This is a genomic window from Lentzea sp. NPDC058450, from assembly GCF_042721395.1.
Classification (GTDB): Bacteria; Actinomycetota; Actinomycetes; order Mycobacteriales; family Pseudonocardiaceae; genus Lentzea.
The window spans coordinates 146,146-159,498 of sequence record NZ_JBHXLO010000006.1; the positions used below are offsets into that span (position 1 = coordinate 146,146).

Genomic DNA, 13,353 nt, shown 5'->3' on the forward strand with positions numbered 1-13,353 from the left:
TCCACTCTACGGCCTGGACACCGAAAGTGCGCAAGCCAGTCCAGGCGAGTGTGATTTACCCAGCAGAACGCAGCTCGATCATCGTGATGTCCGGCGGGGCGCCGACGCGCACCGGCGGACCCCAGAAACCCGCGCCACGACTGGTGTAGAGCCACGTGTTGTCCACCTTCGACAACCCGGCGGTGCTGGGTTGCTGGAGCGGCACGAACAAGTTGAACGGCGCCATCTGTCCGCCGTGTGTATGACCGGACAACTGGAGGTCGACGCCGTGTGAAGAGGCGTCGGTGACCTGCACGGGCTGGTGCGACAGCAGGACGACCGGGTTGTTCCGGTCGCGTCCCGCGAGCGCCCGGCCGAAGTCCGGGCCGTCGTCGTAGGTCTTCCCCGTCACGTCGTTCACACCCACGAGCTCGATGCCGCCGGCGACCGTCAAACCCTCGTTGCGCAACGGGTTCACGCCGAGACGTTCCAGTTCCGCGATCCACTGCTCGTGGCCGGAGAAGTACTCGTGGTTGCCCGTCACGAAGAAGCTGCCCTGCTTCGAGACCAGGTCCCGCAACGGCGCCGCGGCCTCGCCCAGTTCGGCGACGGTGCCGTCGACCAGGTCGCCGACGATCGCGACGAGGTCCGCCTCCTGCTCGTTGATCATCCGCACGATCCGCTCGGTGTGCGAACGGCCGAGCAGCGGCCCGAGGTGGATGTCGCTCACCACGGCGATCCGGAAACCGGAGAGCGACGGCCGGAGCTTGTCCATCGTCACCGGCACGTTCAGCAGCTGCGGGTCACCGAGCGCCTGCGTCATCCCGTATCCGACGACACCGCCGGCGGCGACCCCGGAACCGATGGCGACCGACCGCGCGATGAACAGCCGCCGCGACGGGTCGGGCACGACCTCGACCGGTTCGACGGCCTCGGCGCCGACGCCGACGGGCACCGGCGCGGCCGCCACGCGCTTGAGCAGGATCCGCCGCGGGATCTCCGCGATGCCCAGCGCGATCGCGAGGTAGAACAGCACCGCGAGCCAGATGAACCCGGGCCAGGCGAAGAACTTCCCGTACTCCGGCGGCACCCTGCGCGTGACGACGAGAGCGCTCATCAGCATCAGGAACGCACCGATGATCGCCACGGTGCCGATGCGCCGCGCGAGCGTGCGGGGGCGCGTGGTGTCCACGACCAGCCGCCGCCACAGGTACAAATGGCCCAACGCGACGGGGACGCCGAGGAGCAAAAGGAAAATCACGACATCAGTATGCGTTTCTCGAACTCCGTGCAACCCGGCAGGCCCGTGGTGGCGTGAGTAACCCGGCATCGCAGACAGGGGGAAACCTGATGAGTGACCGGGACGCCGCGTTCCAGGAGTACTTCGCGGCCCGTTCCGACGCCATGCGCGGCACGGCATACCTGCTGTGCGGCGACTGGCATCGCGCGGAGGACCTCGTGCAGCAGGCCTTCACGAAGCTGTACCTGGCGTGGAGACGGGTCGAGCGGCACGAGGCGCTGGACGCCTACACCAGGCAGATCCTGGTGCGGACGTTCCTGTCCGAGCGGCGGCGCGGGTGGTTCCGGTTCGAGTCGGCGACCGACGACGTGGCGGACGTGGCCGCTCCGCCCGGCGTCTACCCCGAGGAACGGATGGTGCTGCTGGAGGCGCTGGCGAAGGTGCCTCCGAAGCAACGCGCGTGCCTCGTCCTGCGGTACTGGGAGGACATGTCCGTCGAACAGACGGCCGTGGTCCTCAAGTGTTCGGAAGGAACGGTCAAGAGCCAGGCCGCGCGGGGGCTGCAGACGCTGCGCGGTCTGCTCTCACAGCAGGAGAGGGTTCGATGAACGAAGAGGACCTGAAGCGAGCTTTCCAGGAAGTGGTGGTGGCGAGCAGCCCGCCTCCCTCGATGGATCCGGGCATCGCGCTCGACAGGGCGCACAAGGCGCGGTCCAACCGGCGGGCGTCCGTCACGGGCGCGGTGGTCGCCGTGCTCGTGGTCGGGGTGGGCCTGGGGACGGCGTTCGCGCTGAACCCCCAGGGCACCAAGGACTACATGACCGGTGCGGGTCCGAGCAGCAGCTCGAGTTCGGCCGGCACCCAGTGGGGCGACCAGTGGCCGCTGGGACAGTCCGACCGCACGGCCACCAACGGCCCGCAGGCGGATCGCGGCAAGCTGTTGCTGGAACTGGCGAAGGACTCCGTGCCGGCCGGGTACGAAGCCGCCGACCTGCAGTTCAAGGAACAGGGCATGTCCATGGGCATGCTCCGCGCCCAGGCTCAGATCTCGTCGAACAAGGGCGACAGCCCGGAGATCTGGGAGTACACGGCGTACGTGCCGGTGCGCAAGGGTGAAGGCGTCGGTGAGCTCACGGTGACCGTGACGACGCCGAACCCGAATGCCCCGGCGGACCCGTGCGCGTTGTTCACGCGGCAGCAGGACGGGCAGACACCCAGCTGCAAGATGTACGAGGTGGAGGGCAAGCAGGTCGGGGTCGTCTCTCCCGTGACCCCCGGCCAGCCCGCTGAGACCTGGGCCGCCTACCGCGCCGCCAACGGGTGGACGGTCGTGGTGAAGCAGGCCGAGGACTACCGGTACAGCGGACATCCGAAGCTGGACCGGCAGCCGTTCTTCGCGCCGGAACTGGCGGCCGTCGCCGCCGACCCGAAGTTCCTGCTCGGCGGCTGAGTTTTCGAAAAGTCGGACGAGGGCGGTCACGATTCGTGACCGCCCTCTCTCATTGGTTCTTTCGGGTGTTTTGCCAGGTAGAGTGCCGCCTCGGAATGCGCACACTGCTCATCGACAACTACGACTCGTTCACGTTCAACCTCTTTCAGCACCTCGCCGAGGTGAACGGCGCCGAGCCCGTGGTCGTCCACAACGACGACCCGCGCTTCCGGCTGTCCGCGCTGAGGTCGTTCGACAACGTCGTGATCTCGCCAGGACCCGGCCGGCCGGGAAATCCCGCCGACTTCGGCATCTGCCGCGCGGTGATCGACCACGCCGAGATCCCGTTGCTGGGCGTGTGCCTGGGGCATCAAGGACTTTGTCTGTCGTACGGCGCTGTCGTGGGGCCTGCCCCTGTGCCGCGGCACGGGATCGTTTCGCCGGTCACGCACACGGGCGTCGACGTGTTCGCAGGGCTTCCCTCGCCGTTGAACGTCGTGCGCTACCACTCGTTGGCGGTCACCGAGCTGCCGTCCGCGTTGGAACCCATCGCGTGGAGCGACGACTCCGTCCTCATGGGTGTGCGCGCTGTGGACAGACCCGCGTGGGGACTGCAGTTCCACCCGGAGTCGATCTGCACGGACATGGGCCGCGAGATGCTCGCGAACTTCGCCGCGCTCACGCCCACGCGGACCGCCGCCGTTCCGGAACCGCCGCAGGTTCGCCAGACGCCTCAGAAGCGCCCTGTGCACGTGCGGAAGCTCGCTGTGGCCGTCGACGCGGAAGAGGCGTTCGCGGCGCTCCACGGGGCTTCTGGGGCCGCGTTCTGGCTGGACAGCGGCACCGGGGGCAGGTTCTCGTTCCTCGGCGACGCCTCCGGGCCGCTCGCGCGCGTCGCGCAGTACTCCGTGGCGGACCGGGTGCTCACGCTCGACGGCGTTCCCGAGCCCTGCCCGTCGTTCTTCTCCTGGCTCGACGAGGACCTCGCGGGATGGGCGGTCGAGCAGCCCGACGTGCCGTTCGACTTCGCGCTGGGCTGGGTCGGGTACCTCGGCTACGAGCTGAAAGCGGAGTGCGGCGGCGACTTCGCCCATCGCGCGGAACAGCCCGACGCGTCGTTCGTCTTCGCCGACCGGGCCGTCGTCCTCGATCACGCCGATGATTGCGTCTATTTGCTGTCGTTGACCGAGGACGAGTGGTTCGACGACGTTTCCGCACTTCTGGTTCGTCTGTCGCCATTGACCGAACCTTCGGGGCCGGTCGTGTCCGAGGTGACGTTGCGGCATCCGCGTGCGCACTACCTGAAGCTGATCGCCGCGTGCCAGGAAGCGATCACCGCGGGGGAGACGTACGAGGTGTGCTTGACGAACATGATGTCGTGGCGTGCCTCGCTCGACCCGTGGGACACTTATCGGCTGCTTCGCGCCGCAAATCCCGTTCCGTTCGGGGCGTTGCTGCGTTTCGGTGACCTCTCCGTGCTCAGCACGTCACCCGAACGATTTATCCGGGTGGGCCGAGATGGCGTCGTGGAGTCATCGCCGATCAAGGGGACCCGCCCCCGAGGCGTTGATGAGGCGTCCGACGAGATGTTGCGCACAACGTTGGCGCGATCGGTCAAGGACCGCGCGGAGAACCTGATGATCGTGGACCTGGTCCGCAACGATCTCGGCACGTGCGCGGAAGTCGGTTCGGTCGAGGTGACGCGGTTGTTCGACGTCGAGAGCTACGCGACCGTACACCAATTGGTGAGCACCGTGCGGGCCAGACTTCGGCCGGACAGTTCTGCCGTCCGATGTGTTCGAGCAGCGTTTCCCGGTGGTTCCATGACCGGCGCGCCGAAGATCCGGACCATGCAGATCCTTGATGGACTGGAAGCCGGTCCACGTGGGGTGTACTCGGGAGCGCTCGGATACTTCTCGCTCAACGGAGCCGCCGACTTCAGCATCGTCATCCGAACCCTGGTCACGAACACCGGCCAGGTGACTTTCGGGGTGGGCGGAGCGGTCATCTCGCTGTCCGACCCTGACGAGGAATTCGAGGAGACAGCGGTCAAGGCCACTGCCGTGTCACGCCTGTTCGGAGCGCACTTTCCCGACAGCTGAACCAAGCGTTCCGGGGATAGTGTGAACGAACCGGGATGTGGTGGGATCAAGGGGTTAACACGTCGGCCGGCGGCCCGGCCGACGTGTGGAAACCTCGCGAGTTCTCGCAGGTCAGGAGGCGTGTGCTTCCTGGAACTGCACGACCAGGTTCTGCGGAATGCGACCGCGGTCCGAGATCTGGTGACCCTGTGCGCGAGCCCAGTCGCGAATGCGCTGCGCCTCTGCCTTGTCGGTCGCCTTCACCGTGGACTTGCCGGTGCCCTTGCGCTGCTTGCGGCCGCCCGCACGACGAGCCTTGGCGACGAAGTCCGCCAGCGACTCACGAAGCCGCTCCGCATTTCCCTTCGACAGGTCGATGGCGTACTCGACACCGTCAAGTGCGAAGGTCACGGTCTCGTCGGCTTCTCCGCCGTCGAGGTCGTCGATGAGTTGGACGACGGTCTGCTGTGCCACTGTTCCTCCGTTGGGTACTCACATAGCACGCGGATCCTCGACGTAACCACGTGCTTCGACAACACCATAGTCCACACGACGAAAAACGGCGAACCTTTCGCCGCTAAAATGTGACCCCAACCGCCCGGTCGGGGCATTTCCGGGGTAAACCACACGGGTGTTATGGGTCCAAAATGACCGGCTAGTCGTCTCACTTCGGCCCGTTGCTGGGCTTGCCGGACGCTTCCCCATTCCCGCTGACGGAGCAGTGGTTGCACATAACGCACCGCCAACCGGTGCGGGTATCCTCGACATACCCGCACGGGGTAGGGAAGGTCAGGAGCCGATGCACGGGTACACCGCGGACAAGGACGCATACCTCAAGCGACTGCGCCGCATCGAGGGACAGATCCGCGGTCTCCAGCGCATGGTCGAGAACGACGAATACTGCATCGACGTCCTCACCCAGATCTCCGCGGCCACGAAGGCCCTGCAGGCGGTGTCGCTGGGGTTGCTCGACGAGCACCTCAAGCATTGTGTGGCGCAGGCCGCCGCGGAAGGCGGGCCGGTGGCCGAGGAGAAGCTCGCCGAGGCGTCGGCGGCGATCGGCAGGCTGGTGAAGTCCTAGGGGGTCCCTGGACAAACCCCTTGGCCTGATCCGCTACAGTTCACCCTGCTACGCCCCCGTAGCCCAATCGGCAGAGGCAGCGGACTCAAAATCCGTCCAGTGTGCGTTCGAGTCGCACCGGGGGCACGAACTTCGGGCGAGGTATGTCTGCGAAACCGCGGACGTGCCTCGCCCGTGGCGTTTCCGGGCTCCGGGCTCTCGTTGAACCGCTGTGTCCCCGTCGTCCACCCGATTCCACTTTGGAATCACTGAATCACTGTTGCTCGGCTCAGGTGTGCGTGTAAGGCTCCAGACGCATTGATGTTCGTGTGTTGTCGGGGGGCGCGCGCGGATCGCTTGGGGGAGTTCGTCGTGAGACGTCTGTTCGGCATTGGTCTGGGGTTGGCTTTGGTGGTGCAGGGGGTGTTGGCCCCTGTGGCGCTGGCTGCGCCGGACGCGCCGGTGGTGAGTTCTTCGGTTTACAAGGCTTCTGGGTGTGCGCCTGACGGGTGTGGTGGTGTCGGGGTGGAGGACACGTTCGTGTTCTCGAGTTCCGCCGACGTCGTGAAGTTTCGGTGGGGGTTCACGGACCCGCCGTCCACTGAGGTCGCGGTGGGTGTGCCGGTGCGGTGGGCGCCGGAGAGCGGTGGGCCCAAGACGTTGTTCGTCGAAGCCGTCGACGGGGCCGGGGTGCCGACGCGCACCCTGTTCCAGTTCACCGTGAAGTCGCCGACGCCTGCGGTGGCGAGCTGGTTCGCCGGGGACGATCCCTCGTTCGACAGCACTGGCAACGGGCACGACCTCGTGCTGAGCGGGGTCGACGTCGCTCGGGCCGGGCGCACGGTCGGCGGGTCGGGTGCGATCGGGTTCGATGGCGTGGTGTCCACCGGGGCTGTCACGGGGAAGGTGCTCGACACCGCTCGGGGGATCACGGTCAGCGCTTGGGTGCGGCTGGGTGGCGGTGCTGTCGACCGGACCGTGGTGAGTCAGCAAGGGGGCGTCGAGTCGGCGTTCCGGCTCGGGTTCGACGCGGACACGCGGCGGTGGACGTTCGCGGTGGCCGAGAAGGACGCGGCCGGGTCGGCTCAGCGGACCGTTCGGTCCCAGGGGCTCGCCGTGGTCGGTGCCTGGACTCATCTGACCGGCACCTACGACGACGTGAGCGGTGAGGTTCGGCTTTACGTCGACGGTGCTGTGCAGGAGCGGGTCCCGGTCGTCAAGAAGGGCTTCTCGGCGGACGGGGAGCTGTGGATCGGCAAGGCGTTGCGCGGCGGCGTCGCCGCCGAGGCCTGGCAGGGCGACCTGATGGAGATGCGCGCCTGGAACCGGGCCGTCACCGCGCAGGAGGCGCGGGAGATCGCCGCCGGTGTCGAGGTCGGGCACTGGATGTTCAACGAGGGCAACGGATCGACCGCCATCGACTCCTCGCCGTACGCGCACGACATGAGGCTGACCGGGGCGACCTGGTCCAGTGGGGCCGTAGGTCCCGGCGTTCGGTTCGGTGGTGCCGGATCGGCGAGCACCGGCGAGGCCGTGCTGTACACCGACCAGTCGTTCACGGTCGACGTGTGGGCCAGGGTCGATGCTGCCGGGACGCCGGGAACCGTTGTGGCGCAGCGAGGTCCGTCCGGTGTGGAGCCGTTCGCGCTGCGGTACGACGGGGTGCGGTGGAGCGCGGAGATTCCTGACGCCGCGGTGAACCCGACGAAGGTGTGGCGGGCCAAGGGGGATGCGGTCGCGGGTGTGTGGACGCACCTGGTGGCGACGTACGACGCGAACGCGCGCACGTTGTCGTTGGAGGTCGGTTACCGGGACACGGCTGAGGTGCGGAAGAGCACTGTGGCTCGGGTGAGCGGGTGGAACTCCGACGGCGTGCTGACCGTCGGGCAGGGGCTCGTCGGCGGTGTCGACGAGCTGGAGATCGTGCAGGGGCCACGACTGTAGGAGCCGAGCCGCTCACGTCCGCCGTTGATCAAGGCCGAACGGCGGATGTGAGCGGCGCTCGGAGACCGCTAACGTTCGTGCTGGATTGCATGAACGTGTGCGGGAGTCCCTGGTGTTTCGGAAGTCCTTGTCTTTTCTCGTGGTTCTGCTGGCGTGCGCGTGCACGACCGAGAGCCCGTCGCGTCCGGTGTCGGCACCAGTGCAGCTGCAGGTGCCGACGCTGATCAACGACTCGCGCGGTGAGGTGTCCGCCACCGTCCGCGCCGTGGTCGACGGCCGCACCATCGAGCTGGACGGCGGCGAACGCGTCCAGATCTCCCTGCTGGCCCAGCCGGCCGACTGCTGGGCGGCGGGCGCTCGCACGTTCGCCGAGAAGTGGTTGCTGGCCAAGCAGGTCCGCGTCAGCGCCATGACGCCGGGCGAGGTGAACCTCCGCCTGGACGACGGCACCGACTACGCCCTCCTGGCCGTGAAGGAGGGCGTCCTGCGGGCCCAGGACGCCGCGGGGTCGCTGGCGGAAGCCGAACTGGCCGCCGCCCGCGACGACCGAGGCCTGTGGGGTGCGCCCTGCAACGGCATGGACGCGACCCCGTCCTCCTCCGTCGCGACGACCACCCCCACGAGTCAGGCGCAACAACAGGCCGAGTCGTCCACGCCGGCGGTCACCACGACCCAGCAACCCCCGGTGGTGGTGACGACGACCCAGCCGCCGGCACCCCCGTGCGCCGTGAGCTACCGGCTGGACAGCCAGTGGCAGGGCGGCTTCCAGGCTCAGGTCACCATCAGGAACACCGGCCGCACGCCCGTCAACGGCTGGTCGCTGCGCTGGACCTTCGCCGACGGCCAGACCGTCCGCGACATGTGGAACGCCTCCGCGTCCCAGCGAGGCTCCGCGGTGACCGCGACCGCCAACAACCACAACCAGACCATCCAGCCGGGCGGTGAGGCCTCGCTGGGCTTCCTCGGCTCGGTCCGGGGCCGCAACACCCCGCCGGACGCCTTCACCCTCAACGGCCAGGCCTGCAGCACGATCTGACAGTTGGCCCAGCGGCCACCCCATGGCAAGATAAATTAGTAATTAACCACTAATTGATCACGCCAGGGATGAACCGTGCAGGTCACAAGGGTTGTGCCGCTGTACGCCGAGGTGGACCACCGCCTCGGCGGCCGCTGGACCTCGCTCCGCACGGCCCACCGGGAGTGGCTGTGGCACCGCCCCGACCCCGCCCGCGCCGAGGTGACCCCGGCCTCCGCCTTCGTGGACGCGGGCGGTCTCGAAGAGTGCGTCCCCACGGTCCGAGGCCTTCCCGACCACGGTGACGCGTGGGCCCGTCCCTGGCGCGAAACCCCTGCCGGGGCACAGGTGGACTGTCCCGACTTCAGCCTCACGCGCGCCCTCGGCTCGGAGGCCGGCGCGGTCGTCGCCGACTACGAACTGCGCGCCGCTCCCGGCTACCGCTTCGTCTGGGCCGCCCACGCCCTTCTCGACGTGGGCCCGTTTGCCCGTTTGGCCGCCCCGCCCGGCACTTCCGTGCTGATCACCGATCCGGTTCCCAGCGCGCACCTCTGGCCCGAGGGCCTCGACGCGCTCGGCCCCGACGACGGCACCGCCACCGGCGCGATCCTCGAACGTGGGCAGATCCGCGTGGTGGACGGAGATCACCGGCTCGACCTCCGCGTCGAGTGCGCCGATCAGCCGGTCTCGATCGCGTTGTGGCGCAACCTGAGGGGCTGGCCGGAAGGCGACCCGTACCGCAGCATCGGCGTGGAACCCATGCTCGGGCGCACCTTCGACCGCGCGGACACCAGCCGCCCGGTCGCGGTGGTACCCGCCTCGGGATCGGTGCGCTGGCGGCTGACGATCACCGCTCTCGTGGAAGGAGCTGCATGACCGACGTGCTCACCCTGGGCGAGACCATGGGGGCGTTCCGCGCCGCCGGTCCGTTCCGCCTGGGAGGGACCGCCGAGCTGACCGTCGCCGGTGCCGAGTCGAACGTGGCCATCGGTCTCGCGCGCCTCGGTCACGCCGTGCGCTGGACGGGGGTGACGGGCGCCGACGAGATCGGGTCGCTCATCCGCCGCACGCTGCTCGCCGAACAGGTGGACGTCCAGGCCGCCCGGATCACCCCGGACGCGTCGACGGGCCTGATCCTCTTCGAACCGCGCACCGCCGACATCACCCGGGTTCTCTACTACCGCAAGGGATCCGCGGGGTCGCGACTGTCCGTTGAGGACGTCCGGCGCTCGTTCGACCTGGGAGTGCCGCAGATCGTGCACGTCACGGGCATCACGCCCGCGCTGAGCGAGTCCGCGCTCGCCGCCGTGACCGAGGCGGTCGAGCTCGGCAGACAGGCCGGCAGCACCATCAGTCTCGACGTCAACTTCCGCGCGAAGCTCTGGACCGCGGCCCAGGCCGCCGAGACCCTGAGGCCACTGCTCAAGAACGTCGACGTGCTGATCGCGTCCGACGACGAGCTCCCGATCGCCGGCGACCACGAGGTCCCCGAGGTCGTGGTGAAGCACGGTGCGGATGGCGCGACCGTGCGCGTGCGGGACAGGTCGTGGTCGGCCGAAGCGCACCGCGTCACCGTCGCCGACACCACCGGCGCGGGCGACGCGTTCGTGGCCGGCTACCTGTCCGCGCGCCTCGACGGTCTCGACCCCGGCGACCGGGTGCGGCGCGGCAACGCGGTGGCCGCGTTCGCCGTCGCGACGCCGGGCGACTGGCAGGGCCTGCCCACCCGGACCGACCTGGAACTGCTGGACCTGCAAGCGGGGAGCACCGTCCGATGACGTTGACGCAGTGGAACTTCGAGCAGCTCGAGCTCGGCGAAGGCGCTCGCTGGATCAACGGCAGGCTCGTCGTGGTCGACCTGCTGGCCGGCCGCGTGCTCGAGACGAGGGGCGACGTCCCCGCGCCGTTCACCGAGGTCGCGGCACTGCCCGTGCCCGTCGGCGCGGTGGCACCCGTGCGCGGCGGTGACGAGCTGATGGCCGCCTCCGGCACCGGCGCCGGCCTGCTCCACGGCCCGCGGCAGGAGTTCGCCGGCGAGGGCATGAGGGTCAACGACGCGGTCGCCGATCCGCACGGCCGCTTCTGGGTCACGACGATGGCCTACGACACCGAGCCGGGAACCGGCGCCCTGCACCGTCTGGGATCGCCCTCTCCCGTCCTCAAAGGACTGACGATCCCGAACGGCCCGGCGTTCTCCCCCGACGGCGAGTACCTCTACCTCGCCGACAGCGCCCGCGGCACCGTCCACCGCTTCGACGTGAGCCGGGACGGCGAGCTGGGAGCGCGCCGCGTCTTCCTGCACACCCCCAACCACGCCCCCGACGGCATGACCACCGACGTGATCGGCAACGTCTGGATCGCCTTCTGGGGAGCGTCGGTGGTGCGTCGTTACCGCCCGGACGGCCGCCTGGACCGCGAGGTCACCCTCCCCGCCCGCCAGCCCACGAGCGTCAGCCTGGGCGGTCCCGACCTGACCCGCCTGTTCATCACCACCGCGAAGTACGGCCTGCGCAGGCCGAGCCTCCACGACGGCGCGCTGTTCGCCGTCGACGTGGACGTGCCAGGCCGGCCGGCGGACGAGTGCGTTCACCCCGCCGAGTACCAGGGCGGCGCGGAGTAGGTCCTGGTCTCCGCGGCGCACACCCACGCGGCCGCCCCGGAGTCCTCCGCGCGCACCGCGATCGCCTGGTACCGCGTGGGATCCGCGAACCCGGAGGCGTGCCGGATCACGGTCTCGAAGACCTGCGACGACACGATCACGGCGATGTCCGTGTCGGTGCGGCACAGGAGGGTGGTCAGTTCCGGCGAGGCGAGGAGCTGCGCCGCCGTCGTGATAGCCGGTCCGGAGAGGCCGTCCGGCCCGGCGACGACGATGCCGACGTGCAGGGCCGCCCTGAGCTGAACGCGCAGGGGCGCCGCCTCGCGGTTGTACCGCCGCAGGCCGTCCGTGATGCGGGAGATCAGGCGGTCGACGATCGTGGCGGTGGAAACGCTCGGCGGAACGACGACGAGAACGCCGTCCGGCCGTTCGGCGTGCCGGCAGTTCCCCCACGAGATGTCGGAGTCGGCGAACGCGTCGCGCAGCACCCTGTGCAGCGGAGCCCTCGCCGACCGGCGGTCGCTTTCGGTTCCGCCGGGACCTGCCGGAAACGCTATTTCGAGGAACAGGATGGAGTGGTTGGCTTGGTCCCAACGGCCTGTGGGCCGAGCGGACCTGTCCGGCGAGGCGGTCATGGTGGGCCCCCTTGCGAATCGTCTTGCTGGCGTGAAGTGTGGCGCCAGGACCAGGTTAAATTCGGTGTGAGTTAGCGACAATCAATTCTTTGGGAAAGGCATGATCGTTTGACGTGACCGAGTGATCACGTCAAATTCAAAGAGTCGGCTTCTTCAGATCGACGGCACGGTCCACGTTGAGAGCGAACGCCAGCGCGCCCTGGGCGCCCGCCTGCAGGCCGAGCTCGGACGCCTCGACGGTCATCGGCGCCACGTAGTTGAACATGCCGCCCAGCGCGTGCTGGCGCATCATCTCGGTCGCGGGCTCGATCAGGAGATCGGCCGCCCTGCCGAGTTCTCCGCCGACGAAGACCTTCTCCGGGTTGAGCAGGTTGCAGGTCCGGGCGAGGGCCATTCCGATGCCACGGCCGGCGTCCTGCAACACGCGACGGCAGAGCAGATCGCCGCTCTTGGCTCTTTCGACCACGTTGGCAAGGCTCGTGGGCAGGTCGACGCGGTAGCCGACATAAGCCCGCCGGACCTGTTCGACCAGTCGCGCACCGCCGACGACGGTCTCCAGACAACCGCGGTTCCCGCACTGGCAGACGGAACCCTGCGGGTCCATCACGAGGTGGCCGATCTCGCTGGCGAGGCCGTGCCGGCCGCGGTAGATCAGGCCGTTGGTGATCAGACCCGCGCTGACACTGCTGGACGACTTCACGAACAGCACGGTCTCGGTGTTGCGACCACCTCCGTAGAGGTATTCGCCGTACGCCGCGAAATTCGCCTCGTTGTCGACGATCACCGGAATGCCGGGAAAGTGTTCGCGCAGGCCGGCGCCGGGATCCATGCCGCGTTGCCAGTCGAGTGCCCAGGCGACCTGGGAGACGGTGCCGGTGCGCGGTTCGATTCCGGCGGGGACGCCGAGACCGATCGAGACGATGTCGGACTCGCCGAGGCCGGTGCGTCGCACGACGTCCTTGATGAGCTGCACGCACTCGCGGATCCACGCCTGACTGCCGTGTTCGGCACCGCGGCTCGAACCGTCCGCCTCGACGTGCGGGCCGTCCACGCGGCGGGCGGCGACGACGATCGAGTCGTAGCTGACCTCGACGCCGATGGCCACACCGCGCACCGGCGTGAGGCTGACCTTCTTGCCTCGTTCGCTGTCGGTGCCGTCGACCACGACGATGCCGTCGCGTTGAAGCTCTTGGACGATTCCGGAGACTGTTGCCTGCGAGAGATTCGTGAACTTGGCGAGCTTCACCTGGGTGGCGGGGGAGACCATGATCGCCCGGAGAACGCGTCTGCGGTTGTGCCCGCGGAGGGCGTCGGAAGAAAGGCCCCAGATCAGGTCACGGGCATGCCTGTCGCCGCTCGGCACCAGATGCC

Annotated in this window: 13 protein-coding genes and 1 tRNA gene; 10 read left to right on the forward strand and 4 right to left on the reverse strand. The window is 68.6% G+C overall.

What is annotated here, in order from left to right; all coding sequences use genetic code 11:
* Positions 1-55: 55 nt before the first annotated feature.
* Positions 56-1,240 carry a metallophosphoesterase gene (locus ACFWNN_RS12295; RefSeq protein ID WP_382439955.1) on the reverse strand — a complete coding sequence of 395 codons (1,185 nt, stop codon included), beginning with the start codon at positions 1,238-1,240 and terminating at the stop codon, positions 56-58.
* 89 nt (positions 1,241-1,329) lie between these two features.
* Here ACFWNN_RS12295 and ACFWNN_RS12300 point away from each other — a divergent pair, with 89 nt between their 5' ends.
* From ACFWNN_RS12300 to pabB, 3 genes are all read left to right on the forward strand, one after another.
* Positions 1,330-1,827 carry a SigE family RNA polymerase sigma factor gene (locus ACFWNN_RS12300; protein ID WP_382439956.1) on the forward strand — a complete coding sequence of 166 codons (498 nt, stop codon included), beginning with the start codon at positions 1,330-1,332 and terminating at the stop codon, positions 1,825-1,827.
* The gene (locus ACFWNN_RS12305) at positions 1,824-2,669 is read left to right on the forward strand and encodes a hypothetical protein (protein ID WP_382439957.1); all 846 of its coding nucleotides are present in this window, start codon (positions 1,824-1,826) and stop codon (positions 2,667-2,669) included. The genes ACFWNN_RS12300 and ACFWNN_RS12305 overlap by 4 nt, the downstream gene beginning before the upstream one ends.
* 95 nt (positions 2,670-2,764) lie before the next feature.
* A complete protein-coding gene (pabB, locus tag ACFWNN_RS12310) occupies positions 2,765-4,750 on the forward strand; it encodes an aminodeoxychorismate synthase component I (protein WP_382439958.1) in 1,986 nt (661 codons plus the stop codon).
* 111 nt (positions 4,751-4,861) lie between these two features.
* On the opposite strand, the gene ACFWNN_RS12315 is transcribed toward pabB, so the two are convergent.
* Entirely contained in the window at positions 4,862-5,203 is a 342-nt protein-coding gene (locus ACFWNN_RS12315) for an Lsr2 family protein (protein WP_053737894.1), read from the reverse strand.
* 325 nt (positions 5,204-5,528) lie between these two features.
* On the opposite strand from ACFWNN_RS12315, the gene ACFWNN_RS12320 reads away from it, so the two are divergent.
* From ACFWNN_RS12320 to ACFWNN_RS12350, 7 genes are all read left to right on the forward strand, one after another.
* Entirely contained in the window at positions 5,529-5,810 is a 282-nt protein-coding gene (locus ACFWNN_RS12320; RefSeq protein ID WP_030466675.1) for a metal-sensitive transcriptional regulator, read from the forward strand.
* 52 nt (positions 5,811-5,862) lie between these two features.
* Positions 5,863-5,936, forward strand: a tRNA-Leu gene (locus tag ACFWNN_RS12325).
* Positions 5,937-6,329: 393 nt separating this feature from the next.
* Entirely contained in the window at positions 6,330-7,733 is a 1,404-nt protein-coding gene (locus tag ACFWNN_RS12330) for a LamG-like jellyroll fold domain-containing protein (RefSeq protein WP_382439959.1), read from the forward strand.
* Between the two features lie 112 nt (positions 7,734-7,845).
* Positions 7,846-8,769, forward strand: coding sequence for a cellulose binding domain-containing protein (locus ACFWNN_RS12335; protein ID WP_382439960.1), 924 nt, complete (start codon positions 7,846-7,848; stop codon positions 8,767-8,769).
* A 75-nt stretch (positions 8,770-8,844) separates the two neighbouring features.
* Positions 8,845-9,624, forward strand: coding sequence for a hypothetical protein (locus ACFWNN_RS12340; protein WP_382439961.1), 780 nt, complete (start codon positions 8,845-8,847; stop codon positions 9,622-9,624).
* Complete coding sequence (locus tag ACFWNN_RS12345) at positions 9,621-10,526, forward strand: sugar kinase (RefSeq protein ID WP_382439962.1); 906 nt, start codon at positions 9,621-9,623, stop codon at positions 10,524-10,526. The genes ACFWNN_RS12340 and ACFWNN_RS12345 overlap by 4 nt, the downstream gene beginning before the upstream one ends.
* Entirely contained in the window at positions 10,523-11,368 is an 846-nt protein-coding gene (locus tag ACFWNN_RS12350) for an SMP-30/gluconolactonase/LRE family protein (RefSeq protein ID WP_382439963.1), read from the forward strand. Before ACFWNN_RS12345 ends, ACFWNN_RS12350 begins: the two co-directional genes overlap by 4 nt.
* Here the strand turns inward: ACFWNN_RS12350 and ACFWNN_RS12355 are convergent.
* Entirely contained in the window at positions 11,335-11,835 is a 501-nt protein-coding gene (locus ACFWNN_RS12355; RefSeq protein ID WP_382439964.1) for a hypothetical protein, read from the reverse strand. The genes ACFWNN_RS12350 and ACFWNN_RS12355 overlap by 34 nt on opposite strands.
* A 283-nt stretch (positions 11,836-12,118) precedes the next feature.
* Positions 12,119-13,345: an ROK family transcriptional regulator gene (locus tag ACFWNN_RS12360; protein ID WP_382439965.1), complete on the reverse strand. Its 1,227-nt coding sequence runs from the start codon at positions 13,343-13,345 to the stop codon at positions 12,119-12,121.
* Positions 13,346-13,353: the final 8 nt, after the last annotated feature.